Source organism: Pseudomonas sp. GW460-LB5 (genome assembly GCF_059423245.1).
Window position 1 is genome coordinate 1 of record NZ_JBWKXT010000003.1, and the last position, 25,976, is coordinate 25,976.

Here is a 25,976-nt window from a genome sequence, read left to right on the forward strand (position 1 = left end):
GCTGGTACCCACCCCCAGCCCGCCCAGCGCGAGCAACTGGCTTGGCACCGACGACCAGGGCCGCGACGTGCTGGCTCGGGTGTTGTATGGCACGCGGGTATCGCTGCTGTTCGCCTTCGCCCTGACTGTGGTCAGCGTGTTCATCGGTGTAGTGGCCGGCGCGCTGCAGGGCTACCACGGCGGTTGGGTCGACCTGATTGGCCAACGCCTGCTGGAGGTGTGGTCGGGGTTGCCTGTGCTCTACCTGCTGATCATCCTCAGCGGCTTTGTCGAGCCGGATTTCTGGTGGCTGCTGGGGATCATGGCACTGTTTTCCTGGCTGACCCTGGTCGATGTGGTGCGCGCAGAGTTCCTGCGTGGGCGCAACCTGGAGTACGTGAAAGCCGCTCGCGCGCTGGGGTTGGCGGACAGCCAGGTGATGCTGCGGCATATCTTGCCCAATGCCATGAACGCCACGCTGACCTATGTACCGTTCATGCTGACCGGGGCAATCACCACCCTGACTGCGCTGGATTTTCTCGGCTTCGGCATGCCGGCCGGGAGTGCCTCGCTGGGTGAGCTGGTGACCCAGGGCAAGCAACATCTGGAAGCGCCGTGGCTGGGCTTTACGGCGTTTTTTGCGCTGGCGGTGATCTTGTCGTTGCTGGTGTTTATCGGCGATGCCTTGCGCGAAGCGTTCGACCCCAGAGGATGAGTTATCAGGCCCGTCCTCTTCGCGGGTAAACCCGCTCCCACAGGGTCTTCACAGAAGCTGGATCTTTCGGGGTACTGTGGGAGCGGGTTTACCCGCGAAGAGGCCGGACCTGCCGTTACTTGATAAGGAGCTTTGCATGACCCTCACAGGCAAGACTGCACTCGTCACCGGTTCCACCAGCGGCATCGGCCTGGGTATCGCCCAGGTGCTGGCGCGCGCTGGCGCCAACATCGTGCTCAACGGCTTTGGCGACCCGGCACCGGCGCTGGCCGAGATCACCCGGTATGGGGTGAAGGCTATCCACCACCCGGCAGACCTGTCGGACGTGGCCCAGATTGAAGCGTTGTTCGCCCTGGCCGAGCGCGAATTCAGCGGCGTCGACATCCTGGTCAACAACGCCGGCATCCAGCATGTCGCGCCGGTGGAGCAGTTTCCGCTGGAAAGCTGGGACAAGATCATTGCTCTGAACCTGTCAGCCGTGTTCCATGGCACGCGCCTGGCCCTGCCGGGCATGCGCACGCGCAACTGGGGGCGCATCATCAACATTGCCTCGGTGCATGGCCTGGTCGGCTCGACCGGCAAGGCGGCCTATGTGGCAGCCAAGCATGGTGTGGTCGGCTTGACCAAGGTGGTGGCCCTGGAAACCGCCACCAGCAATGTCACCTGCAACGCCATCTGCCCCGGCTGGGTACTGACCCCGCTGGTGCAAAAGCAGATCGACGATCGTGCTGCCAACGGTGGCGATCCGCTGCAAGCACAGCATGATCTGCTGGCCGAAAAGCAACCGTCGCTGGCGTTTGTCACCCCCGAGCACCTGGGTGAACTGGTACTATTCCTGTGCAGCGAGGCCGCAAGCCAGGTTCGCGGCGCCGCCTGGAACGTCGACGGTGGCTGGTTGGCCCAGTGACGGGCGGCCTGGGCCTGGCGGCGGGTTCGCATTCGTTTATCTGCAAGGAGGCCCTATGCGCCCTACCCCGATGACCGCAATTCTGGCCCTCACCCTGGCTGCCGCCACGCCTGCGATGGCGGCCAGCCTGAAGGACGTCGCGCCTTACCCCGAAGCGGAAACAGGCTTTACCCGGCAGGTCATCCACCTGCCAGCACAGGCCGATGAATCGGCCTACAAACTGGAGATCCTCGCCGGCAAAACGTTGCAAGTCGACTGCAACCGCCAGCACCTGGGGGGTAGCCTTGAGGAACGCACCCTGGAAGGCTGGGGCTACAACTACTACCGCCTGGACAAGGTCAGTGGCCCCGCCAGCACCCTGATGGCTTGCCCGGATGGCAAAAAGACCCAGGCCTTCGTGCCGGTGGTCGGTGACGGCTTCATGCTGCGCTACAACAGCAAGCTGCCGGTGGTGGTGTACGTGCCCAAGGATGTCGAAGTACGCTACCGCATCTGGTCGGCGTCGCAGGAAGTACAAAAGGCTAAAGTCGAATAACTACCGCGGTCCCTATAGGAGCGGCCTTGTGTCGCGATGGGCCGCTCCTGCAAAGCGAATCTATCAGGCATAATGCGCCCCCTTTTTGCGCCCCGAAGCACAGGTATCCCATGAAAGCCCAAGCCCGCCACATTCTGGTCAAGACCGCTGACGAAGCCGAAAAGCTCAAACAGCGCATCGCCAACGGCGAGGCTTTCGACGTGCTGGCCAAAAAGTTTTCTGTCTGCCCTTCTGGCAAGCGCGGCGGCGACCTGGGCGAAGTCCGCCCGGGCCAGATGGTCGGCGCCATCGACCAGGTGATTTTCAAGAAGCCTTTGCGTGTGGTGCACGGGCCGATCAAGAGCAAGTTCGGCTACCACCTGGTGCAAACGTTCTATCGCGATTGATGGCAGCGGGCCACCTGACATTTTTGCCAGTTGTCCCCTCGCCAAACATTACATACAACTCCGGCAGGGCCGAAGCCACCCCGTTGGCGTCGCTTCAGGTAGTGGACCCTTCAATGGACCCGGAGACCTGCCTATGCGATGCCCCCGCTTGCTGCTGCCCTTACCCCTGCTGGCACTGCCATTGCTGGCTCATTCCCAATCCCTGAGGGTTACACCCGGTGAGACCCTCGGCGCCGTCGTGCAAACCGATGCCGCTGATGAGTTCACCCTCAGCGGCGGAACGGTGCAGTCACTGCAACAAGGCAATGGCGAGGACACCTTCACGATGTCTGGCGGCACGCTAGGGTCGTTGAACCAGGGCGGTGACATGGACACGTTCACCATGACCGGCGGCATCATCACGGGCGCTTTTGAAGACGGTGACACCGCATGGTTCAAAGGCGGCAGCATTGGCCGAATCGATCTCAAGCTCGCTGACAACTTCCTCGAAATTTCCCAGGGGCTCGGGGTCGAAACCGTTGTTGTTGGCAACGTTGTCAGTGGGCTTGGCAACGACACGATCATCATGACAGGCGGCACCGTCGGCGGTGATATCAGTACCAGTAGCGGCGTTGACAAGATAACCATCAGCGGCGGCACGCTCAAAGGCGAAATACGCACTGGCAACGGCAAGGATGAATTTACCTGGACGGGTGGCCAGATCGGTAAGCGGGTCATCATGGAAAATGACGATGACAGCGCCATCGTCCGCGCCCTCGACCTCGGTAACTCTGCCGTTATTCTGGACGGCGGTACCGGCACGGACACACTGACGTTCGAGCAGAGTCAGGTGGGCCAAGGTGCGTCGTACATCAACTGGGAGTCCATCAACCTCCAGCAAGGCAGCCAGCTCACCCTCAACGACACCCTCACGCTGGGAGACCTCGGCAGCGATCAGCCACGCGTGATCCCCGCCACTGGGACAGGCACCCTTCTGATCGATGCAAGCAGCTCGCTGATCAGCCGCCAGGGCAGCATCGTCAGCATCCAGAGTGACAGCAAGGTATCGGTAGTCAACGCCGGCACCCTCGACCTGAGTCGTGGCAACGACGCTCAGGGCCGCCTGACTGTTCAGGGCGATTACACCGGTAACAACGGCACACTGCGCCTGAATAGCGTACTGGCAGGCGATGGCGCTGCCTCCGACCGCCTGGTGGTCAGCCGCGGCGCCATCAGCGGCTCTACGCGATTGTTCGTCAACAACCTCAATGGCGCGGGTGCAACAACCGCACAGAACGGCATCCTGCTCGTCGAAGCCCGTGACGGCGCCACCAGCTCTGCCACTGCATTCGTGCAGACGCAAACGCTATCGGTAGGTGCCTATGACTACCGGTTGTTCAAGGGCGGTGTAACCGCTGGCAGCGAAAACAGCTGGTACCTGCGCTCGACGCTAGTCGCGCCACCCGCTCCAGCACCGGTACCTGAGCCCGAACAACCCACACAACCGTCACAGCCGGGCAAGCCGCCGGTAATGGCACCGGCCCAGACACCACCTGTTGCCGCTCCGGCACCTGGCCAGGTCGACCTGCCCGCCCCCGTGCAAGGCGAAAGCCTGCCGCTGTATCGCCCGGAAGTCCCGGTTTACGCTGCCGCCCCAAGAGGCGCTGCGATCATCGCGCGCCAGGCCTTGGGCACCTTCCATCAACGCCAGGGCGACCAACAGTTGCTCAAAGGCGAAGGCGCCCTGCCTGCCAGTTGGGGACAAGCCTACGGCGGCACGCTTCGCCAGCAATGGAGCGGTACGGTCAGCCCGAGCCTGGAGGGCGACCTGTACGGTTTCAAGGTGGGCCAGGACTTGTATGCCAAGACGGGCGATGGCGGTTATCGCCACCATGTCGGCTTTTACGTCAGCCACAGCCGCCTGGATGCCGACGTCAAAGGTTTCGCCCTGGCCGAGCAAGACCGCAGCGTTGGCGACCTGAAACTTGATGGCGACAGTGTTGGCACTTACTGGGCGTTGGTCGGGCCGCAAGGCGCGTACCTGGATGCAGTGTTGCAGTACACCCGTCTCGATGGGCGGGCCCGCTCGCAGCGCGGCGATAAGCTGGACATCGACGGCCATGCCTGGGCGGCGTCGCTCGAATCCGGCTACCCCATCGCCCTGTCCGAACGCTGGACGCTGGAGCCACAAGCCCAGCTGATTGCACAAAAAGTTTCGCTCGACAGCGCAAGCGATAGTGTCTCGCGCATCAGCCATGACGCCCAGGTAGAGTTGACCGGCCGCTTGGGTGTGCGCCTGGAAGGTGCGTTCACGGGGAGCAGCGGGCGCCTGTTGCAACCCTATGCGCAGGTCAACCTGTGGCACGGCGACGGTGGCCGCGACACCCTGACCTTCGATGATGTCGACAAGATCAAGACCGACTACCGCTATACCTCGGTGCAACTGGAAAGCGGCGTGGTGGCGCAGGTCAGCGAAGCGCTGAGCCTGCATGGCGGCGTGCAGTACACCGCCAACCTGGACAGCCGCCAGCAGGAAGCCAGCGGCGTCAACCTAGGGGTGCGCTGGCAGTTCTGAAATTACGTTTCACACTGATGGGCAGTGCATTTTAGAAGTGCGTTGCTTCTAGTGAGATCCACTGATGACTAATCCTGCCCGCACTGAACACATTATATAAGCAGACGATTATGCCAAACATAAAAAAACCACCTGATCGCCCAGAAGAAATCACCTTACGGTTTTATCAAGGCAATTCACTTGACATGATCCTGTTCGAGACTTCAGCCATTAAAGCAATTAGACATTTATCTCAGCCGCTCGCAATCGTTAGAACACATAATGCCCTGAGATCTTTTTCGCTACTGAAAGGTGACCACCATGGAACGGTAAGTAGGGACCTAATAGAGACCACATATTCTGCATATGGCTACTGTACCGACAGCCAACACTCCATGATTGCATTCAAAGGTGAGCACCCTGAAAATATTGACGGACGCTATTTTCTTGGCAACGGCTACCGATCCTATAGCCCACGACTGGGGCGTTTCGAAAGTTCCGATGTAGAAAGTCCTTTTGGTATTGGGGGTTTAAACTCCTACATGTTTGCCGTCGGTGATCCTGTGAATAGAACTGATCCATCAGGTCGCGGCTCAGGCGTGCCGATTAGCCCTCCGCTTGTATTTAAAGGCCGGATACAATTAATTAAAGGACTGAGGGTTTACAAGGTCGATTCGGACAAAGTCCCAACCGGCTCTATCATTACTGTTGTGGCGCATGGAAACGGCGCCGGGAAATTGGGCAAAAAATATGGCCCTTACTATTCCGCTGAAAAATTATACCGAGAATTGAAACGCAGCAATGTACCAATCAACACTCACCCCACTCACCTTTTATCGTGCAGAGGAGCTAACACCTCCATTTTGAATAAAATACCTGCTGCGCAAGAGTGGGCCAATCTAACCGGGCAGCCGGCTATATCCTATAGAGGGGAAGTGGTAGCGGCAAGGACAAAAATCCCTCGCAGTGCGAAAGAGTCATTTGAAGGATTCATCAATGTCTTCACCCACGAGAACTTTAAGCCTGTCACTTTTTACCCTGATGGTGTCAGCATGACTGAGACACGAAATGCCATTAGAAATTCTTGAGTACACCCAAGGTTGATGTTTTAATTTAACTCAGTACCAGTCCTCATTCTTGTTCAGCGGCGCGCCGCCAGCAAGCCGAGGCCGGCGCAGCCCAGCAGGGAGGCGCTGACCCGGTTGAACAAACGGCGCGGGCCGGGCTGGCTGAACCAGCGCTGCATGTAGGCGCCAAGGCCTGCGTAGATGGCAATGGCCGCCCATTCCAGCAGCAGGAACAACAGCCCCAGCACAGGAACTGCTCGCTTACCGGCGTGGTGCTGCCGACCGAGACGAATTGCGGCAGGAAGGCGGTGAAGATCAGGATGGCCTTGGGGATACCAACGAAGACATGATCATACCGTGATGATGCAGCTAGCCAGTGCTCAGCCGCCAGGGGATTGAAAAAACAAACGACATCATCAATGATGTCTACATCCACCCTCACAAAAATAAAGCAGATCTATGAACATCTCTACACTACTCATCTTCATACCGGCTTGCTTTGCACTTAACATGGCTCCCGGCCCAAACAACCTGCTTTCAGTTAATAACGCCACACATTATGGCTTCTGGACTTCATGCCTTGCAGGTGCCGGAAGGCTCATTGCTTTTGCCGCAATGATAGCGCTCGCGGCAGCGGGATTATCGGCGGTACTTGAAACGTCCGAACTCGTATTTCAGGCAATAAAGATTCTTGGCGCCGCTTACCTATTCTACTTGGCATTTAAACTCTGGACAGCTAAGACCCAAAAGCAGGAATTCAACAGTGCAAAGCCAAGGAATGTTGCGAGTCTAGCGAAGCAAGAATTTCTTATTGCAGCAGGAAACCCAAAAGCAATATTGATATTCACAGCATTCCTCCCGCAATTCATAGACCCAGCGCGCGATGTCGCGCCGCAGTTCGCGATACTGGGTGCTCTGTTCCTGGTACTCGAGGTGATCGCACTTGCAGGCTATGCATTGATCGGACTGCACTTGCGACGCTGGTTCAATGACCCCAAAGGGAAGCATCTCTTCAACCGCATCTGCGCAGTACTACTGTCGGGCGCTGCCTCTGTTCTACTCGCCACACGGCGGGCATAACACCTCTTAGCGCCGCATCTGTCTCGCCAGTTGCATGGCCTTTTGGAGCTTTGCTTGGTTTTTCTCCACTTGTGCCGGTCAACACCGGCACAAGTAGGACAAATCTTCTCTAGCCGCGACTTGAGCCTCAGAGCCCTCCAGCTCAAGCCTCATCCCCGCACGTGAAACTAAAAATTCTTATCCATTGCAGTCAACTACACTGAGGTAGTCGAGCGCCCTATTGTCTTTGAATGTGTTAAAACAGGAGCCACAGATGAGAATAGCACTCGTTCTTTTGTTTCTGACCGCTACGCAGTTCGCTCAGGCAGACACCCTGCTGAAAACTAAAGAGGGCTGTGCCATCGTTCTTAATGACGGTGAGGACTTCGATGGCGCCTCTTGGTCAGGAAAGTGTAAAAACGGAAAAATAGATGGCGTCGGAAGATTGCAAATGAAGTCTAGAGGCAGCAGCGATTACGACACTGAAGAGTGGGCCGAATACAAGGACGGGCGTTGGGCATTTCCTGAGGTCAGCCTAAACGCAATCGGTGCAGCAATTAACAAGCCAACTCGCTCACTTCTTAATTTGGAAGAGTGTAAAAGCAATCCCAAATGCCGGATCGTCCTACAGGCTGCACTCGAAGGAGGGTTGAAGCCCAGCGATCCGAGCATCAGCCTTGAGATGCCTGCGGTAGCCTCTTCTGAAGCAGGCAATGCCGTATCTCACAAAAAAAACACCAAAGCACCTGCCTCGCACCTCTCTATAGTTAATATATGCCATCAAGGCGCGGCTTGCGGGCGGCAATTCCTACACTACGAGAACGGCCAAGACCCGCTGATCATTACACCAGGTTATTTCTCCCGCACCAATGGCTCTATTGTTACCCTTAGCTATGTGATCAAGGAGTGTAACGTCGGCTGGACAGCGACTGTTGGCAGCTTTAATCAAAATCCTGAGCGACAAGCAAATGCTATGGTATGTGGAGCCATCTCTGCAGAAAGGGCATTAACCGCAGTATTTGAAGAGTGCAATAAGAACGCCAGCTTTAATTGCAAGACAGCAAGTATAGTTGATATGCAATGGGCTTTTTGGGATGGATCGTATCCCGCAGATCCAAACCCGGAATACGAGATGAAGAGCAAAGGCTCCCCCTCTAGTGTTGGTGGAGTGGGCGGCGGCGGCTGCAGGGTATATGATCAAGATCTAATAAGTTGTGAAAAATATAAATCAATAGTGAGGTCTGTTGGTGTAGGACGCTGATATAGCTAACAGTGTCATTGCAGATCTTCTAGAGAGATCAGAAGCGTGAATTGCTGTTATGACGAACGCGGCCTGGTACAACGCATCCCCTTTTGGGAAATGTAAGGCCGCCAGAATCTATACCGACCATTAGGATTACGGTAGCCTAGCTTAATTTCCCAGCAGCCTTGTGAGCAGAGCCTACTGACGAGGCGCTATCGCTGATACCTTCCAGTTCGCGGCGAATGGACAGGCTAAGGTCCTCGGCCAAGGCTCCATCCTGATCGAGTTCGGCAATGGCATCGGCAGAAAAAGAGATAGACCGTTCAGGCGCATAATTTCGCCCCTTGAAACGGGGCTGAGCTTCATCATCGACAAATATCGAGAAAGCACCACGGTCCCTACGCACCGCACGAAATTCGCGGGCGTCGGTGTTCAGCTTCATCTGTTGGACCGCAACACTGCCAGTTGAAGTCTTTCCATAGAACGTTTCCAGAGAGCCGGCCTTCACCCGGGAGTCATCGAAGCGTTTAAAGTCGAAGCCAATCGAAAACTGTCTGGGTGAGTCGACACCTTGCCTCAGAACGCTATCGAAATCACCGAAGCTGAAAAGATCGTTGACCTCATCGCCGCCCAGATTCAAGTGAATGGTGCGATCAGGAGAGCGGACGGTTTGCTTGAGCAACAACAGGCTTTGCAACAATGAAGACTTGCCAGAGGAGTTGGTGCCCAACAACATGGTCACAGGCGCCAGACTGATTTCCCCTGTGTCTTTCCAGGCCTTGAAGTTGGTCAATCGCAGCGATTTGAACAAGTAGCTCTCCTTGATGCAGACGCAGGATGCGTAGGGTGATGAGCCGGTTGCGCGCGACATTAACATTCGAGCGATACCTTGAATACCCCAAACAAAGGGTACTTCGTGTTCAGCCAAATGCCCTTTGTTCAACCTGATTGAGACTACGCCGGTGCCCAGCAAACAGAACGCAAGCGGCGGTGTAGGCGAAATCATACGTTGATTGGCAACACGGCGGAATGTTGCAATGGCAAGGTGGGAACGCAAGGATTGTTGGCTCTAAGGGGCTTAGACCTGGTGAGTTGCCCGATTTAGCAACGAAAGTTATGTCAGCTGTGGTTCGACAGGTGCCTGTCACTAGTGTCTATATTGGACATCATTAGGCTTGCCAGCTGCCACCCAAAACTCCTGCCGCGTCAGGCGCCAGGTGCCACGCGGGTGATCGGCTGCCACCACGGCCTCGCCTACCGGTGCGCGCCACAGTTGCCAGGCGATGTAGAACAGGTACGCCGCACCCACTACCTTGATGGCCAGAAACAGGTATTCACTGGTGTGCAGCACCACGGCCAGGCCCATGGCCGCCAAGGCGATCATGCCGCTGAAGGCGATGATGCGACCACCTCCGGCCACGCAGGCCGTGCGCAGGCCCTAGCGGCTGGCGTTGTGCCGGGCCTTGCGGTCAAGTTACAGCCAGCGATAAAAACTGTATGGGTACGCGGCACCTGTTACGCTGCGGGCGAAATAGAGGACCTTGTGATGCCCCGCTCCCACGCCGAGCTGTGGCGCGACCCGGCACTCCCGCATGTGGAAAGCCGCCGCGCCTGTCATAGCCGCGCCTGTTACAAGGCCCACAGCCACCCGACGTTCTCCATCGGTGCGGTGGATGCTGGCCACAGCCATTTCAGCGGCGCCGCACATGGGCAGGAACGGCTGACACCCGGCACGCTGGTATTGGTGCCAGCCCACCGCGTACATGCCTGCAACCCCCAACCCGGGCAAGCCTGGAGCTACCAGATGCTGCATGTGGATGCCGACTGGCTGACCCAGGTGCGGCTGGAGTCGGGGCTGGGCGGCGCCGGGCCCGGTGAGCCGGCGCGTATCTGCCGGGTGCCAGCGGTGTATGGGCAGTTCTGCGAGCTGAACAGGTTGCTGTTCTCCAGCGCCAGCAACAGTGAGAAGGATGCGGCGCTGATTGCCTTTGTGGGTGACCTGGACTTTTCCGCCCAAGCCCCGCTGGCAGCAGCCCCCGCCTTGGGGGCAACTGCGTTGAGCGGTTTGATCGCACGCCTCGAAGGCCAGGACCCCGCGCAACTGAGCCTGGAGGTGCTGGCCCGCGAGGCCGGCCTTGGGCGCTACCAGTTGATCCGCGCATTCCGCACGGCCACAGGGTTGACGCCGCATGCCTATCTGCTCAATGCCCGGGTCAATCGCGGGCGGCAGTTGCTGGGCGAAGGGCTGGCGTTGGCGGAGGTGGCCTACCGCCTCGGGTTTGCCGATCAAAGCCATTTCCAACGGGTATTCAAAGCCCATGTGGGTGTGACGCCGGGGCAGTATCGGGGCGATTAGAGGCCTGTGCGCTCCTGCACAGGGACAGTGCCCCGCTTTGTTTGCAATATTGTTCAATACGCTGGGGCAGGCCCGGCAGCAGACTGCGGTTTTTCCCGCAGAGCCGCGCCGCCCATGCAACCGTTCCTGATCATTGCCCTCGCCCACTTCCTCGCCCTGCTCTCACCCGGCCCGGACTTCTTCCTGGTCGCACGCAGTTCGATCAACAGCGGCTGGCGCATCGCCAGCGGCGCCTGCCTGGGCATTGCCCTGGCCAATGGCGCGTTCATCGCCATGGCCTTCACCGGCCTGTCTGTGCTGCAGGAAGGCAGCCTGCTGTTCACTGCACTGCAACTGGCCGGCGCCAGCTATCTGCTTTACATCGGCATTCTGTTCCTGCGCCACGCCGGGCAAACCCGCCTGGGCGCAGTCGCAGGCAACACGAGGGTTCAAGGCTGGTGGCGCAATCTGGGCATGGGCTTGTTGTCCGGTATCCTCAACCCCAAGAACGCGCTGTTCTATGCCAGCCTCGCCAGCATGGTCGCCAGCGCCAGCGCCGGCTGGAAATCGGCCTACGCGCTGTGGATGTTCAGCATCGTCCTGCTCTGGGACCTGCTGGTCGCCGTGGCCATCGGCAACCAACGAGTACTGCGGCATTTCGCTCGCAGCCTGCCGTGGCTTGAGCGGGCCTCAGGGATCATGCTGGTGATCCTGGCCGCCGCGCTGTTGATGCATCTGGCGCAGGGCTGACCAGTTGCAGGGTACGCATGTCCATCAAGGTGAAATGGCCGCTAGCCCACCCCCCTGTATCCAGGTGCCAGACATTGCCCAGCAGCTTTGCCTCCAGCACCGGTGTGTGGCCGACCAGCAATGCACGCAGGCCCTGCACCTGCTGCGTATCACCTTGTTTCAGGCGCCGCCGCGACCACTGGCATACCTGGCGTACTTCAGGGTCGTCATCCAGCTGCAGACAGGAACGTAGCGCTGCCCAATCTGCAAACGGGCTGTCTGCATGCAGCAGCCCGACCAGGCCGGCCGCGCTTTCCACTTCGATGGCAATCGGCAATTGCTCGAAGCGTTCCACGAAACGCAATTGCGCCTTGCGCGGCAGGTCCAGGAACCAGCTTCCACCCGCTGCGCGGTACATCTCCAGGTCAAGCCGCCCCCCTCGCACGCGGGTAATTGCCAGCGCCTCATGGTTACCTTGCACCGCATGGAACCAGGGTCGCGCGAGCCACTCCAGCGCGGCCTCGCTGTGCGGCCCACGGTCGACCAGGTCACCCACACTGAACAGGCGGTCTATGGCCGGATCAAAACCCACCGCATCCAGGCACTGCTCCAGGCGCTGGAAGTGGCCATGGATATCACCCACTGCCAAGTCACGTCCCCGGATATTGGCGAGTAACCGCCGAAACCGTCCCATTGCAATCTCCCTCTGCAGGCGCTGCCATGGCGGGCGTAAAATGCAGGCTGCCCCCGGTGTGTGCCGGGCCCATGGCGCTTCACTGGATAGCATGGCACACGGCGCGCCAGCCGCGCACGCCGACGTGCTCGGCAACCTGAATAACCCTTCACTGGCACAGCCATTGATGCCAATAGTATGCTCGACCCTTCAACCTGAACCAGGGAAGGGTTTTTCATGAAACTGTGCGCCGTGCAACTGGCGTCGCTCAAGGGCGATTTGCCAGGCAACCTCCAGCGTCATCTGGCCTGCATCGAGCAAGCTGCAGCCTTTGGCGCCGAGCTGGTGGTTTTCCCCGAACTGTCGCTGACCGGCTATGAGCCAAGCCTTGCGCGCCAGGCCGCCTTGCCGGTCAGCTCTGAACGGCTGGGCCCGCTGCAGGCAGCCAGTGACCGCTTGGGTCTCACCGTTGCCGTAGGCCTGCCGTTGCCGACACCCGACGGCATTCGCATCGGCATGCCGATCTTCAGCCCCGGGGCACCGCGCCAGGCCTATGCCAAACGGCGCCTGCATGATGACGAGCTGCCCTACTTCACCCCAGGCGATCAGGCACTGCTGCTGCAGGCAGGCAACCATCGGGTGGCACCGGCGATCTGCTACGAATCGATGTTCATGGCGCATGCGGCCGCCGCCCGCGAGCACGGCGCCGACCTGTATCTGGTCAGTGTGGCGAAAACCGCCAAGGGCATCCGCGAGGGCTACGCGCATTACCCCGAGGTGGCACGTGAACTGTCAATGCCGGTGTTGATGGCCAACTGCGTGGGGCCGGCCGATACCTTCATCGGAGCCGGCGGGTCGGCAGCGTGGGACAGCCAGGGGCGCTTGCTGGCCAGCCTGGATGATCACAGTGAGGGGCTGATCATGCTGGACACTGGCAATGCCAGCGCAATGGCCCTGCCTTTGCACCTGCACGCGGCATGATTTATCTGTTTCTGGCGTTGCTGAGTTACGCCTGCACCTACTATCTGGTCGGTTTGCTGATCCGGGGCCAGCTTGCCGACGTGGCCGAGGGTTTGCGCCATCGGCCCGATGCACCCACTCCCGGCGAGTACCTGCGTACGGTAAAAGCCCATGCCCGCCGGGCCCATCGGCAGTACACCCTGATGGCAGGCTCGGTGCTTGCGATATTGGTTTGCCTGCTCGCCAGTTGGTTCAGGTGAGGCCTACAAGTCCAATGCCAGGCTTTGCCGACCTTCCAGCGCCAGCAGATACTGCTTGGCCGCCAGGCCACCGGCAAAGCCTGTCAGGCTGCCCGAGGCACCGATCACACGGTGGCACGGGGCGATGATCGAGATCGGGTTGCGGCCGTTGGCAGCGCCTACCGCTCGCACCGCGCTGGGGTTGCCGATCTGCCGGGCGATGTCGCCGTAGCTGCGGGTTTCACCAAAGGGTATTGCCAGCAGCGCGGCCCACACCTGGCGCTGAAACTCGGTACCGGCAAAATCCAACGCCAGCTCGAAGCGCTGGCGCTTGCCGGCAAAATACTCGCCAAGCTGCCGCGCGGTGTCCCGTAGCACCGGGCACTGGTCGTCACGGTGCAAGGCACCGAGCCGCACGCGGTTTTCCCGTTCCGCTTCCCACAGTACGGCTGCCAGGCACTCGCCGCGGGCCACCAGGGTCAGGGTGCCGACGGGCGATTGCATGAACGTGAAAGCGCTGGACATAGCGGGCTCCGCAGATGGCGATCAACCTACTGTACGCATCCACAGTTCCTCATGCACCCGCTTTCTTGCTCAGGTAATTGCACAGCCGGCAATGTGCCGCGCCTGGCTGAGGTTGACCTTGGGGATCAGGTCGGCAGGAATGCGCGACCTCGCCGACAGGTTGTAGACATGGAAATGCTCGTTGAGCACTTCCCTTGCCATCAGCGCCAACGACGGCAGGATACGGCTCTCCCAATGCTGGTCGAGCCCGCACGGCGAACACTGCCCCTGGCCGTTCTCGTAAAAGCGCCCAACGCGCTGATCGAGATCTACCCCGACCAGCAACACTTCTTCAAAGCCAAGGTGATAAGCCAGCTGCAACGCCACATACGCCACTGTGCGGGCATCGAAAAAACCCTGGCCCAGGTCTTTGCTGAAGGCAATCGAGCGGCTGCGTTTGCTCCACAGTGCGCGGTTGCAAACGCAGCTGTCACCATGGCCACGCAAACCGTCCAGCAGGCCCGGCGTGTCGGCTTTGCGCAAGGCGTAACACTCGGTGTCGGCGGGCACATCGGCCCCGGCATACTGCTCGGGCCAGAGCGCCAGGCGCTCGCTGTCACGCAACGCCGTGGCGAACAAGCCCGGCTGTTGCTTGGGGAAGCTTTTGTCGGTACATACATAGAAAAAAGGCCGGATACCGTGCTCGGCGGTCATCGAAACTGAACCGTTCATGGCAATGATGGGCAGATGTGCGAATTCGCCCAGCGGGAAATGCTTGGCAGAAGCGCCGGAGGCAAGGATCACCACGGGGCCCTGCCGGGAGTTGCGACACGCCTCAAAACTGGAGAACGCCCCGCGTTCAGCACTTGGCTGCGACGGAAGTGTGTTCATCAATGTCATCTTTTGCTGGACAGTACAAACCACAATACTGGTCCGTGTATAGGCCGTGGCCGCATTTACCCAACTTTACCTAACTGAACCTAATCGGCCGCCACGTCCCTGTGTCGCGGTTGCGAGAGGCTACACAGTGCCCGGACAGTACCGGCTTAATGGCGCCGGGTCCCGCTGCAGCCTTCACAGCAGACCACCTTGGCCCGGTGATTGTTCCCCCACGGTGAATCAGCAAACCCGATGGGGCCGCCCAGCGGCCCCCGATAGGGGTGTGGGTCAGCCGTCAGCCCAGGAACAGCTTGTACGCCGGGTTGTCAGTCTCATCCCAATACCGATACCCCATCTCATTCAGCGCCAACGGCAAGCCCGCCAACTCATCGCCCGGCACCTCCAGCGCAGCAAATACCCGGGCCTCCGCCGCCCCGTGGTTGCGGTAATGGAACAGGCTGATGTTCCAGCGCTTGCCCAGCCGTTCCAGAAAGCCCAGCAGCGCCCCTGGCCGCTCGGGAAACTCGAAGCGCAGCACCCGCTCATCAGCACCTGGCGCTGCGTGGCCACCCACGGTATGACGCACATGCAGTTTGGCCAGCTCGTTGTCGGTCAGGTCCAGCACGCTGTAACCCTGCTCGCGCAGGTTGGCCAGCAGCTGGTCACGCGGGTCGTGCACAGGGTGGGTCTGTACCCCGACGAACAGCCGCGCTTCCTTGCCGGGGTAATAGCGGTAGTTGAATTCGGTGATTTGCCGCTTGCCCAGTGCCTGGCAGAAGGCGCGGAAGCTGCCTGGCTGCTCAGGGATGGTGACCGCAATGATCGCCTCGCGCTGCTCGCCCAATTCAGCCCGTTCGGCCACGTGGCGCAGGCGGTCGAAATTCACATTCGCCCCGGAGTCAATGGCCACCAGTGTCTGCCCCTGCACTCCATCACGTGCCACGTACTTCTTGATCCCGGCCACGGCCAGGGCTCCGGACGGCTCAGTGATAGAGCGGGTATCGTCGTAGATGTCCTTGATTGCCGCGCACAGCTCGTCACTGCTGACGGTCACCACTTCGTCGACAAAATGCCGGCACAGCTCGAAGCAGTGGGCGCCGATCTGCGCCACCGCTACACCGTCGGCAAAGGTGCCGACCTGCGGCAGGATCACCCGTTCCCCGGCGGCCAGGGCGGCCTGCAGGCAGTTGGAGTCCTCCGGCTCGACGCCGATCACCTTCACCTCTGGGCGCAGGTACTTCACGTAGGCGGCGATACCAGCGATCAGCCCACCACCGCCCACCGGTACAAAAATGGCGTCCAGCGCGCCCGGGTGCTGACGCAGGATTTCCATGGCCACGGTGCCTTGCCCGGCGATCACGTCCGGGTCATCGAAGGGCGGCACAAAAGTAGCGCCTTCGCTATCGGCCAGCTTCAGCGCGTGGGCCAAAGCGTGTGGGAAGCTCTCACCGTGCAGCACCACATGCCCGCCGCGCGAACGCACCCCTTCCACCTTCAGTGACGGCGTGGTGGTCGGCATGACGATGGTCGCCTTCATGCCAAGGTGCGACGCTGCCAGAGCCACGCCCTGGGCATGGTTGCCCGCCGAGGCGGTGATTACCCCACGCTCACGCTGCACAGCACTGAGGCGCGACAGGCGGGTATAGGCGCCGCGGATCTTGAACGAGAAGGTAGGCTGCAGGTCTTCGCGCTTGAGCAACACTTGGTTACCCAGGCTGGCAGATAGCGCAGGCGCCGCTTGCAGGGGCGTTTCGATGGCCAGGTCGTACACCGGCGCGGCCAGAATGCGCCGCACCTGCTCCGACAGCAGTTGCTGGGGGGTGACGGTAGTACGAGGGACGCTGAAACTGGTCATCAATGACTCCTTGGCTGTTTTCACGTTGCCCAGGAGTCAGAGAGAGAAAACCCGCCTCCAGGGCGGGTCAGGTGCACGTACGCGCTAGCCCGCCAAGCTGATAATGGCGGTAATAATAATGGCGTTCACATGCGGGAAGGTATTCATGGGGTAGGAACTTAGCCGGTAGTGCGGCACAAAGTCAACACTTGGCCTGCTGCGCCGAAAGCGGCACATCGAACACCTTGTCGAAGCCCCACTGGAAGGCAAAGGCATAAACGAAGAAGAACACGAACAGCGCCAGGTTGGTCAGCAGCGCCGCCCACAGGCTCACATCCAGCCAGTACGCCACCAGTGGCAGCAGGATCACCACCAACCCGCCCTCGAAGCCCAAGGCATGCAGCAAGCGCCGCATGAAGGTGCGCTCACGCTGGCGCTGGCGCGCTTCCCAGCGTTCGAATACCCAGTTGTAGCCCATGTTCCAGCTCATCGCGATGCCTGACATCAGCACCGACAGTACCGCCGACTGCGCCATGCCGGCGCCAAACGCCAGCTCCAGCGCAGGCGCCACGCAGGCGACGGCGATGGCTTCGTAAAGAATGGCCTGGACGATCTTGCGGGCCTTGCCTTGCATGTTCAGCTCCCTGGGTAAACGACCTGTAAAACTACAAGATGTGGCCCACAAGAAAAAGCCCGAAATTTGGACAACAGCGCGTTCGGCTGCTTGTATTTACCCCGTACAAATAGCGTCATTTTGTACAACTTCGTCGAGGGAACCGAGCGAGGATAAGGACGATGGCCCACTCTGCCGTGCCGGTGACTGCCCCATGAGCCTGGCATTCATCGATTTTCTCACCTATGTGCTATTCGGTCTGAAGATCCTGGCGATCATGCTTGCCTCGTTGATGTTCCTGCTCGGCCTGGACGACCTGTTCATCGACCTGTGCTACTGGGGGCGCAAGTTGATACGGCGTTTTCGCATATACGACAAGCATCAAAGGGCCGACGAGAAGCGCTTGTTCGAAGTCCCGGAAAAACCTTTGGCCATCATGGTCCCGGCCTGGAACGAAGTCGGCGTAGTGGGTGAAATGGCTCGCCTGGCAGCCTCGACCATCGACTACGAGAACTACCAGATCTTCGTCGGCACCTACCCCAACGACCCACAAACCCAGGCCGATGTGGACGCGGTGTGCCTGCATTACCCCAACGTGCACAAAGTGGTGTGCGCTCGCCCTGGCCCCACCAGCAAGGCTGACTGCCTGAACAACATCATCGACGCCTTGCTGCGCTTCCAGCAGGACGCTGGCATCGAGTTTGCCGGTTTCATCCTGCATGACGCCGAAGACGTGATCTCGCCCATGGAGCTGCGGCTGTTCAACTACCTGCTGCCGAACAAGGACATGATCCAGATCCCGGTCTATCCCTACGCACCGGAATGGAAAGGCTTTACCGCCGGCCACTATGTCGACGAATTTGCCGAAAACCACGGCAAGGACGTCATCGTCCGCGAAGCACTGACCGGTCAGGTGCCCAGCGCCGGCGTCGGCACCTGCTTCAGCCGCCGGGCCATCGGCGCGCTGCTGGAGGACGGCGACGGCATTGCCTTCGACGTCCAGAGCCTTACTGAAGACTACGACATTGGCTTTCGGCTGAAGCAAAAGGGCATGAAGTGCATTTTTGCCCGCTATTCCATCACCGACCCGGCACTGACCCTGAAGCAGGAATGGCGTCCGGGCATGAGCCGGGCGTTTTCGCAGGTGATCTGCGTGCGCGAGCACTTCCCGCGTGACTGGCAGCATGCCATCCGGCAGAAGTCGCGCTGGATCGTGGGTATCGTGTTCCAAGGCACCAGCAACCTCGGCTGGAGCCGCACAGGGGCGCTCAACTACTTCCTCTGGCGCGACCGCCGTGGGCTGTTCGCCTATCTGCTGAGCTTTTTGGTCAACTTGTTGTTGCTGGTGTTGCTGGCCATGTGGCTGGTGACGGTGATTGCGCCGGATGCATGGCGCTTCATGTCAATCCTCAGCGACAGCTGGCTGCTGTCCACCTTGCTGTGGCTGAACGGGCTGCTGCTGTTGAACCGCCTCTTCCAGCGGGGCTGGTTCGTCACCCGTTTCTACGGCATCGGCGAAGGTTTGCTGTCGGCACCGCGGATGATGTGGAGCAACTTCGTCAACTTCTTCGCCAACCTGCGGGCCCTGCGCCAGGTGATGGAAATGGGTGACTCGCGCCGCGTGGCCTGGGACAAGACCACCCATGAATTTCCCGCCATCGCCGCCCCTGCCCGCACCCCGCTGGGCCAGCGTCTGGTGGCCAAGGGGCTGATCAATGACGAACAGCTGCAACAGGCACTCACCAGCCCGGTACGCCGGCGCCTGGGACGCGAACTGCTGCTGCGTGGCTGGGTAACCAGCGAGCAACTGGTGGCCACCCTGGCCGAGCAGCTGGACTTGCCCTGGGCGCCCTTGAACCCGTTCAAGCTCGACCCGCAATTGATCGCCAAACTGCCGCGCAAGCTGGCCACCCACTATGCGGTGCTGCCGGTAGACGAAGACGGTGACACGCTGATCCTGGCCAGCGAGAGCCCTGTCAGCCAAGTCTCGCTGGGGGTGATCAGCCGCCACCTTAAACGCCCGGTCACAGCACGCCTGGCGCCTCAGGGCCGTGTGACACTGGGCCTGCGCTATCACTACCCCAGTCCCTGGCAGAAGCCAGAAACCCGCGCCATGCTGGCCGTGCTTGAACGCCACCAGGACAATGAGGCGCTGCTGGAACGGGTTAGCCATCACCAGGTCATGCTCGGCGCGCTGCTGCAGGTGCGCGGCATGGTCCCTGTGACCCTGTTCAACCAGGCTTTGATCGACTTTGACCCCGAACACCAAAGCCTCGGCGAGCACCTGATTGCCCGCGGCATCATCACCGAGCAGGTGCTGGAACAGGCCCTGATCGAACAGGCCAGTGAACAACAGGCCGCCATTGATCTGACCCGGGAGGTGGCATGAAGCCGCGCGTTTCCCTCACCTTTACTGGCCTGTTGCTGTGCGCCGCCGCCCTGCCTGTTGCGGCTTCGACGCCGATGACCGACTTCCAGCGGTTCACCAGTTTCCCGTTCATGGACCGCAGCTATCGCGAAGCCAGGAAAGACAACTGGGCCGAGGTGGAGCGCCTGACCCGCCACGTGCTGGGGCGAGTGCCCAACAACGACGAGGCCCGCGCACTGCTGGTAGAGGCCCTGGCCCATCAACGCCGCTACAAGGAAGCCCAAGCGCAGGCCGAACAGCTGGGCGGCAGCCCCGAATACGCGGACGCCCTGCTGGAACTGCGCCTGACCTGGATCGAACAGGACCCACCGCCCGCCAGCCAGGTGGAACAATGGCTGGCGGCCAGTGAGGGTAATCAGCGCGTGCGCCTGTGGCAGGCCTACAGCCTGAGCCTGGCCAAATTCGGCGGTGCGGGTAAAGCGCTGGACTGGCTCAGCCAGTTGCCCCCCAGGGGTGACGGCCAGGTATTGCGCCTGGCTCGGGCCAACTTCGCCGAACAACTACGCAACTGGCAGGAAACCATCGAGCAACTGCAGCCGCTCGCCGACAAGGGCCAGTTGCCCGCCGAAGACTGGCAACGCCTGGCCAATGCCTATGTCCAGCAGGTGAACGAAAAAGGGCTGAACAAGCTGCTGGCCAGCGCGCCCTCCCCTCAAGCGGCGGATCAGGCGCGCCTGGCCATGGCCAACCGCGCTATCGCCGTGGGTCACAACCAGCAAGCCCAGCGCTGGTTGCAGTCGCTGTCGCCCGATCAGCTGAATCAGCCCGACCAGCGTCAACAGCTGTGGGAGCTGGCCCGCGAAGGTGATGATGCGGCACTGGTGCGCCGCCTGAGCAACGACCTGCAGCGCCCCTGCCTGGACACCGTCGACTGGCTGTCACGCCATGACCCGAACCTGGCCCGCGAACAGTTCAAAGGCTGCACACCCACTACCGACACACGCGCCTACGCCGTGCTCAAGCAACGCCTGTATGGCGACCCGCCGCAACCCCCACAACCGCGCACAGCCGGCGAATGGGAAAACCGCTACCGGCAAAGTGGCGACCTGGCCGCACTGGAGCAAGCTACGTTTCTGCTGGTGGAACAGGGCCAGGCCGGACACGCCCGGCAACTGCTGGAACAGGCCTACGATCGCCGTCAGGGCCGCCTCAGCCCATCGCTGTTGCAGCGCTTGGGCAACCTGTTTGCCCGCAACGATGGGCCGCTGGACAGCCACCGCATGCTCGGCCTGATCCCCCGGGTCGATGCCAGTACCCGTGCCCAGTTGCTCGGCCGTCTGGCCGAGGCCGGCCAGTGCGACGCCGTTCGCCAGGCGGTGCCGGCCACCCCCCGCGAGCCCGGCCAGTACCGCGCCCTGGGCCGCTGCGCCATGCCCGACCAACCCGGTGAAGCGGTGGTCTACTACCAGGCCGCCGAACGCCTGGGTGACGCCGGCAACCGCCTGGCGTTGGCCTATGCACTTGAAGCGGCCGGCGATTCCGAAGCCGCGCTGCCTATCTGGCGCAGCCTGCCGGACAGCGCCTGGACCGACAACGCCCGCCTCACGGCCGCCGGTGGCGCGCTAGACGCAGGCGACGCTGACGCGGCCCGCCGCTATTGGGACGCTGCCGCACACCACAGCGCCGATGACTGGGCACTGGGCGCAGCCATTGCCCAGCGCCAAGGCGATTACCAGGCTGCTTTGGGGTTTCAGCGCCAGGCACTGGCAAGCAGCCCACGAGCCGACCACTACTACGCCGCGGCCAGCACCGCGCAGCTGGCCGGCGACAGCGCCCAGAGCATGGCCTGGCTCGCCGAAGCCGTGCGCCTGGCCCCCGATCAGCCGCGTTACCGCGCCGACTACGGCATGCGCCTGGCCGGCTCGACAGACAAGGCCCAGCGCCGCCAGTCGATCCCCTACCTGACGCGTGCCACCCACGACTTCCCCGAGGATTATCGCCTCGGCGAAACCCTGGCCTTGCGCTACGACGAAGCTGAAGACAGCGCCTCAGCCCGCAGCGAACTGCGCCGCATCCTCGATGTGGAGCAGAACCTGGTCGCCGGTGACGATGAATACGGCAGCCTGGAAGCCCGCAAATACCGCCAGCGCCGTGCCCACGAAAGCCTGTCACGGCGTGACACCATCACCCTGGCCAGCACCTGGTCACCCGCCGGCACCTCGACCAACGACAAGTTTCTCGACAACGGCCAGCGCAGCGGCAGCTCACGCCGTGCCCAATCGCAGAACGTGCAGTTAGCCATGTGGGACCATGCCCTGGGCGAAGAACCCAGCCGCAACGGCAGCACGCTGTCGGTGTATGGCCGGGTACTGTTCGGTGGCCAGAGCCGCACCGACTATGCGCAAAGCATGGGTACCGGGGTCGGCCTGCGTTACAAGCCGCTCGGCCAGGCCAACCTCAACCTGTACGCCGAGCTGTACCACCAGCGGCAGATCGACGAAGCGCACTACCGCGGCCTGAGCCTTGGCCAGTTGCTGAGCCCGGCCAAGGTCGGCGGCAACTGGGGCGATCTGCGCCACAATGCCGAATCGAGCAACGACCTGCTGCTACGCGCCACCGCCTCGTTCCTCGACCAGGGCAACTGGCGCAATGACTGGCGTGTGGATGAAGACGACTGGAACGAGCGCTTCCTCTACCTCGACGCGGCCTGGTGGACCCGCGCCGGGGACCACGCCTGGCTGTCACGCTACCAGCAAGGCCACGCCTGGAAGCTGCCCGGCAGCTCCCCGCAAACCCTCATGCCCTATGGCTTTGTCGAGTTTTCCAGCCAGGATCCGAGCAACGACTGGCGTCAGGACGCCCGGGCCGGGGTTGGCGTGCGCTGGCAATGGTGGTTTGATGACGATCGCTATAACGCCTACCGTGGCTCACTGAAAGTGCGTGCCGAGTACCAGCAGTCGCTGGGCGGCAACCTTTACCAGCGCGCCAACGGCGTGCTGGTCGGTGCGGAGATGACCTTCTGATGCGTACGCTCCTCGCCATCTGCCTGTTTGCCGTGTGCCTGCCTGCCACCGCCGACCAGCGCCTGTTCTACCAACCGCTCAACCGCGATGCCACTGTCACCCCCGCCCAGTGGCAACAACTGTGGCATGCCACCGTGGCCCAGGGCGGCAACACCCTGATCGTGCAATGGAGCGCCTATGGCGACAGCGACTTCGGCGGCGCCCAAGGCTGGCTGGCCAGCAGCCTGCGCAGCGCCCGTGCACAAGGCTTGCGGTTGGTGCTGGGCCTCTACATGGACCCCGCCTACTACAAACGCCTGGACGAGCTGGACGGCGAGGGCCTGAACAGCTATTGGAAAGCGCAGCTGGGGCGCTCACTCAGCCAGTACCAGCAACTGCGTCAGGCCTGGCAATTGCCGGTGGAGGGCTGGTACCTGCCCATGGAACTGGACGACCAGCATTTTCGCGACCCCGCGCGTCGCGAAGCGCTGTACAGCCAGTTACAGGCCTTCAACCGCCAACTGGACAAGCCTCTGCACATCAGTGCCTTCAGCGCAGGCAAGCTGTCGCCCCGGGTCAATGGCGCCTGGCTGGATCAACTGGCAGGCCTGGGCTTGACTGTGTGGTGGCAGGATGGCGCCGGCACCGGGCGATTACCGCCGTTGGTGCGCCAGGGTTACGAACAGGCCTTGCCGTGCCGAATAGGTGTAGTGCGCGAGGCGTTTCGCCAGGTGAGTGTGCCAGGTCAGGCATTCAGGGCTGAGCCTGCCGAGCCGACGCTGGTTGGCGGGTGCCATCTCGAGGCGGTGTTTGACTTGCGCTACCGGCCCTGGGCCCGGGGTGTTTTGCCACACAATTGAGTCGCCAGGGCTGGCCCTGGCAAAGCAGTACCCCCAGGAGCTCCTCCATGCTCAAGACCATCGAGGAACACGTACGCAAACAGGTCGCCCCCGCCGCCCTGCGCGCCGAGTTCCGCCAGCACGAATTCGAGTCCATGCGCCCGTTCTGCCTGTTGGTGTTCTGCATCAGTCTCCTGATCTGGCTGGTCTTCGACCTTATCGTCAGCTTCCTCGGTGGCCAAGGTTTCACCTGGCTGTCATGCGTGTTCATTGCCTTGCTCGGCAGCCTGACCGTGGTGCTGCGTTTCACACACCGCAGCCACCACTTTGATGTACTTAACCTGCTGTTCATCACCGTCATCACCCTGGGCATGCGCCTGGTGATCGAAGGCCTCCCGGTGGCCCTGCGCCCGGTGTGGCTGATCCTCGGGGTCTCCACCGTGTTGTATGCCATGTCGGTGCTGCCGGTGCGGCGCTGGTCATTTTTCTGCGCCATGGCCATCACCTGGGTGATGCTCAGCCCGTTCTACCACACCCGCATGGAGCCGGACGCGGTCGAAGGCGCCATGTTGATCAGCTACGCAGTGTTTCTCAGCGGCCTGGTCAGCTACAGCTACCTGCAAATCCGCCAAGCCAAGCTGCACAACTTCTACCTGTCCAAGGTGCTGCTGGAGCAGGCCTACATAGACGCCCAGACCGACATTCCCAACCGCCGGTCGTTCATGGCCCAGGCCGACCGTCAGCTGCGCATGGCCTCGTCCGGGCAATACCTGGCGATGATCGATATCGACAACTTCAAGCGGGTCAATGACCTCTTCGGTCATGACGTCGGCGACGAGGTACTCAAGCGCGTGGCCCTGCATATCAAGGCGAGCATGGCCGGTCATGCATTTGCCCGACTGGGCGGTGAAGAGTTCGCGATCTTCCTGCAAGGGCTGGACCAGCAGGGTGCCGAGCAGCAGGTGGCGGCGCTGTGCCAACGGGTGCGCGAGGACAGGGGCGAGCATCCGGTAACCATCAGCATAGGCCTGGCCCGGGTGGACCGGAGCGACAGCCTGACCACAGCGCTGGTCCGCGCCGACCAGGCATTGTATGAAGCCAAGCACAGCGGCAAAGACCGGGTCGTGCTGTGGACTACACAGTTGGCGGCACAGGGTTAGCAGGCCCGGCCTCTTCGCGGGTGAACCCGCTCCCACAGGGACCGCACAGATTTTGAACGCTGTGGCGTACCTGTGGGAGCGGGTTTACCCGCGAAGAGGCCGGTACAGCCACCCATCACCCCGCAGGCAAGCGAATCCTGAACTGCGCCCCGCCCAGCGCCGACTGCGCTACCGTCAAGGTGCCGCCCTGGCCTTCGATCGCTCGCCGGCTGATCGCCAGCCCCAGGCCAAACCCGCCGGTGTTGCGGTCGCGGCTGCGGTCCAGCCGGTAGAACGGCTGGAAAATCCGCTCCCGCTCCTCTACCGGTATGCCGATCCCGTCATCTTCAACCGTGAGCAAACAGGCGCCATCGTCCTCCAGCCGCAAGCGCAACAAAAGGCTTTCGTCGCAATAGCGCATGGCATTGCGCACCAGGTTCTGCACCGCCCGCGCCGTCAGCCGTGGGTCCAGCACAAACCGGGGCAAATTGCCCTCGGCCCTTACTTCCCACTGGATACCTCGGCCATCAAGCTCTTCGGCAAAACCGCCGAGTACGCTGTCGACCAGTTCCAGCAACGACACTTCGACCCGCTCGCGGGCCTGGTCGGCGTTATACAGGCGGCTGTAGGACAGCAGCTCCAGCACCAGCTCATCCAGCTCACGCACATGCCCCACCAGTTCCAGCAGGCGCTTGCGGCTGGCCGGCGGCACTTCGTCGAACAGCAGCACCAGGCCGAAGTCCAGGCGGGTCAGCGGCGTGCGCAGCTCATGGGACACCGCATTGAGCAACTCGCGCTGCTGGTTGACATGGCGCTCCAGGTCACTGGCCATGGTGTCGAACACCCCGGCCAACTCACCAATGTTGGAATGCGGCGAAATGTGTGTGCGCTCGGCCATCTGCCCCTGGCCCAGGCGCCGGGCGGTTTCCTTCAGGCGCTCAAGGTCGCGCCAGTGCGGCCACACCCACAACAGCAGGCAGCCCAGCATGGCCGCACCGATCAGCACGGTCACGCCCCACGACAACACATTGATGTCCAGCGGGTCTGGCGGTGCATGCAGGCGCACCAGCCACTGCTTGTCCAGCGGTGCCAGCACCGTTTCGTAGTAGCCCCACTCGGCAATGCGCACGGCGTACTGGCCGTGTTCCAGGCGCGCCTGCTCATCCGCGCTCAGTTCGGCCTGGTCCATGCGCAGCAGCTTCACTTCCAGCGGGGCGAACGCACTGGCCAGGTCCTGCTCCACGGCCGGCCACTGCTCGCGCGGGGCCTGGTGGAACTGGCGCACGATCAACGATTGCACGCCTTTGGCCTGGTCCAGGTTGTAGGCCATGAAGCGCTCCTGGAACAGGCCGACGATGGTGTCAGGAATGAGCAGCAGCGCACCGGCGTAGGCGACAATGATCACCAGGTACAACCGCACCAGGATCTTGAGCATGGC

23 protein-coding genes and 2 pseudogenes are annotated in these 25,976 nt (G+C 61.4%); 16 read left to right on the forward strand and 9 right to left on the reverse strand.

The window, feature by feature from the left end; all coding sequences use genetic code 11:
- The 6 genes from AC07XM_RS03675 to AC07XM_RS03700 form a co-directional block, all read left to right on the forward strand.
- On the forward strand, window positions 1-694 hold a 694-nt coding region (locus tag AC07XM_RS03675), incomplete at its 5' end, for an ABC transporter permease subunit (RefSeq protein WP_102690317.1).
- Between the two features lie 136 nt (window positions 695-830).
- Complete coding sequence (gene hbdH / locus AC07XM_RS03680) at window positions 831-1,601, forward strand: 3-hydroxybutyrate dehydrogenase (RefSeq protein ID WP_102688823.1); 771 nt, start codon at window positions 831-833, stop codon at window positions 1,599-1,601.
- 55 nt (window positions 1,602-1,656) lie between these two features.
- Window positions 1,657-2,136, forward strand: coding sequence for a serine protease inhibitor ecotin (gene eco / locus AC07XM_RS03685; protein ID WP_102688822.1), 480 nt, complete (start codon window positions 1,657-1,659; stop codon window positions 2,134-2,136).
- A gap of 110 nt (window positions 2,137-2,246) precedes the next feature.
- Window positions 2,247-2,522: a peptidylprolyl isomerase gene (locus tag AC07XM_RS03690; protein ID WP_016487304.1), complete on the forward strand. Its 276-nt coding sequence runs from the start codon at window positions 2,247-2,249 to the stop codon at window positions 2,520-2,522.
- A gap of 133 nt (window positions 2,523-2,655) precedes the next feature.
- Complete coding sequence (locus AC07XM_RS03695) at window positions 2,656-5,076, forward strand: autotransporter family protein (protein ID WP_102688821.1); 2,421 nt, start codon at window positions 2,656-2,658, stop codon at window positions 5,074-5,076.
- Window positions 5,077-5,186: 110 nt separating this feature from the next.
- The gene (locus tag AC07XM_RS03700) at window positions 5,187-6,143 is read left to right on the forward strand and encodes an RHS repeat-associated core domain-containing protein (RefSeq protein ID WP_102688820.1); all 957 of its coding nucleotides are present in this window, start codon (window positions 5,187-5,189) and stop codon (window positions 6,141-6,143) included.
- A 53-nt stretch (window positions 6,144-6,196) separates the two neighbouring features.
- Here AC07XM_RS03700 and AC07XM_RS03705 read toward each other — a convergent pair.
- Window positions 6,197-6,459, reverse strand: a pseudogene (locus AC07XM_RS03705) (LysE family translocator); the annotation flags it as partial.
- A gap of 122 nt (window positions 6,460-6,581) precedes the next feature.
- Between AC07XM_RS03705 and AC07XM_RS03710 the strand changes: the two are divergent.
- Window positions 6,582-7,202, forward strand: coding sequence for a LysE family translocator (locus AC07XM_RS03710; RefSeq protein ID WP_102688819.1), 621 nt, complete (start codon window positions 6,582-6,584; stop codon window positions 7,200-7,202).
- 253 nt (window positions 7,203-7,455) lie between these two features.
- On the forward strand, window positions 7,456-8,442 hold the full coding sequence (locus tag AC07XM_RS03715; protein ID WP_146024518.1) for a hypothetical protein: 987 nt from the start codon (window positions 7,456-7,458) through the stop codon (window positions 8,440-8,442).
- Between the two features lie 145 nt (window positions 8,443-8,587).
- On the opposite strand, the gene AC07XM_RS03720 is transcribed toward AC07XM_RS03715, so the two are convergent.
- Window positions 8,588-9,235, reverse strand: a complete 648-nt coding sequence (locus AC07XM_RS03720) for an AAA family ATPase (protein ID WP_224372331.1) — start codon at window positions 9,233-9,235, stop codon at window positions 8,588-8,590.
- 351 nt (window positions 9,236-9,586) lie between these two features.
- Window positions 9,587-9,859 (reverse strand): annotated as a pseudogene (locus tag AC07XM_RS03725) (LysE family translocator); the annotation flags it as partial.
- A gap of 111 nt (window positions 9,860-9,970) precedes the next feature.
- On the opposite strand from AC07XM_RS03725, the gene AC07XM_RS03730 reads away from it, so the two are divergent.
- Both AC07XM_RS03730 and AC07XM_RS03735 read left to right on the forward strand, forming a co-directional pair.
- Window positions 9,971-10,780, forward strand: a complete 810-nt coding sequence (locus AC07XM_RS03730; RefSeq protein WP_060517901.1) for a helix-turn-helix transcriptional regulator — start codon at window positions 9,971-9,973, stop codon at window positions 10,778-10,780.
- 114 nt (window positions 10,781-10,894) lie between these two features.
- Window positions 10,895-11,509, forward strand: coding sequence for a LysE family translocator (locus tag AC07XM_RS03735; protein WP_096426120.1), 615 nt, complete (start codon window positions 10,895-10,897; stop codon window positions 11,507-11,509).
- On the opposite strand, the gene AC07XM_RS03740 is transcribed toward AC07XM_RS03735, so the two are convergent.
- Window positions 11,457-12,182, reverse strand: coding sequence for a metallophosphoesterase (locus AC07XM_RS03740; protein ID WP_024717549.1), 726 nt, complete (start codon window positions 12,180-12,182; stop codon window positions 11,457-11,459). The two genes, AC07XM_RS03735 and AC07XM_RS03740, sit on opposite strands and share 53 nt — an antisense overlap.
- A 216-nt stretch (window positions 12,183-12,398) precedes the next feature.
- Between AC07XM_RS03740 and AC07XM_RS03745 the strand changes: the two genes are divergently transcribed.
- A complete protein-coding gene (locus tag AC07XM_RS03745; RefSeq protein ID WP_102688817.1) occupies window positions 12,399-13,142 on the forward strand; it encodes a carbon-nitrogen hydrolase family protein in 744 nt (247 codons plus the stop codon).
- On the forward strand, window positions 13,139-13,381 hold the full coding sequence (locus AC07XM_RS03750; RefSeq protein ID WP_016487311.1) for a hypothetical protein: 243 nt from the start codon (window positions 13,139-13,141) through the stop codon (window positions 13,379-13,381). Before AC07XM_RS03745 ends, AC07XM_RS03750 begins: the two co-directional genes overlap by 4 nt.
- A gap of 3 nt (window positions 13,382-13,384) precedes the next feature.
- Here AC07XM_RS03750 and AC07XM_RS03755 read toward each other — a convergent pair whose 3' ends face one another.
- The 4 genes from AC07XM_RS03755 to AC07XM_RS03770 form a co-directional block, all read right to left on the reverse strand.
- Window positions 13,385-13,885, reverse strand: coding sequence for a methylated-DNA--[protein]-cysteine S-methyltransferase (locus AC07XM_RS03755; protein WP_102688816.1), 501 nt, complete (start codon window positions 13,883-13,885; stop codon window positions 13,385-13,387).
- Window positions 13,886-13,954: 69 nt separating this feature from the next.
- Window positions 13,955-14,755 carry a WaaZ-like lipopolysaccharide core biosynthesis protein gene (locus tag AC07XM_RS03760; RefSeq protein ID WP_096426123.1) on the reverse strand — a complete coding sequence of 267 codons (801 nt, stop codon included), beginning with the start codon at window positions 14,753-14,755 and terminating at the stop codon, window positions 13,955-13,957.
- A 283-nt stretch (window positions 14,756-15,038) separates the two neighbouring features.
- On the reverse strand, window positions 15,039-16,598 hold the full coding sequence (gene ilvA, locus AC07XM_RS03765; RefSeq protein ID WP_023049006.1) for a threonine ammonia-lyase, biosynthetic: 1,560 nt from the start codon (window positions 16,596-16,598) through the stop codon (window positions 15,039-15,041).
- A 181-nt stretch (window positions 16,599-16,779) separates the two neighbouring features.
- Complete coding sequence (locus tag AC07XM_RS03770) at window positions 16,780-17,211, reverse strand: PACE efflux transporter (protein ID WP_016487315.1); 432 nt, start codon at window positions 17,209-17,211, stop codon at window positions 16,780-16,782.
- A 193-nt stretch (window positions 17,212-17,404) separates the two neighbouring features.
- On the opposite strand from AC07XM_RS03770, the gene nfrB reads away from it, so the two are divergent.
- From nfrB to AC07XM_RS03790, 4 genes are read left to right on the forward strand one after another with little or no spacing between them, the layout of a single operon-like run.
- Window positions 17,405-19,579: a cyclic di-3',5'-guanylate-activated glycosyltransferase NfrB gene (nfrB, locus tag AC07XM_RS03775; RefSeq protein WP_102688815.1), complete on the forward strand. Its 2,175-nt coding sequence runs from the start codon at window positions 17,405-17,407 to the stop codon at window positions 19,577-19,579.
- Window positions 19,576-22,581: a phage receptor gene (locus AC07XM_RS03780; RefSeq protein WP_102688814.1), complete on the forward strand. Its 3,006-nt coding sequence runs from the start codon at window positions 19,576-19,578 to the stop codon at window positions 22,579-22,581. The genes nfrB and AC07XM_RS03780 overlap by 4 nt, the downstream gene beginning before the upstream one ends.
- Complete coding sequence (locus tag AC07XM_RS03785; RefSeq protein ID WP_102688813.1) at window positions 22,581-23,420, forward strand: DUF4434 family protein; 840 nt, start codon at window positions 22,581-22,583, stop codon at window positions 23,418-23,420. The genes AC07XM_RS03780 and AC07XM_RS03785 overlap by 1 nt, the downstream gene beginning before the upstream one ends.
- A 47-nt stretch (window positions 23,421-23,467) precedes the next feature.
- Complete coding sequence (locus AC07XM_RS03790) at window positions 23,468-24,559, forward strand: GGDEF domain-containing protein (protein WP_102688812.1); 1,092 nt, start codon at window positions 23,468-23,470, stop codon at window positions 24,557-24,559.
- Window positions 24,560-24,674: 115 nt separating this feature from the next.
- On the opposite strand, the gene AC07XM_RS03795 is transcribed toward AC07XM_RS03790, so the two are convergent.
- Window positions 24,675-25,973 carry an ATP-binding protein gene (locus AC07XM_RS03795; RefSeq protein ID WP_016487320.1) on the reverse strand — a complete coding sequence of 433 codons (1,299 nt, stop codon included), beginning with the start codon at window positions 25,971-25,973 and terminating at the stop codon, window positions 24,675-24,677.
- Window positions 25,974-25,976 lie beyond the last annotated feature (3 nt).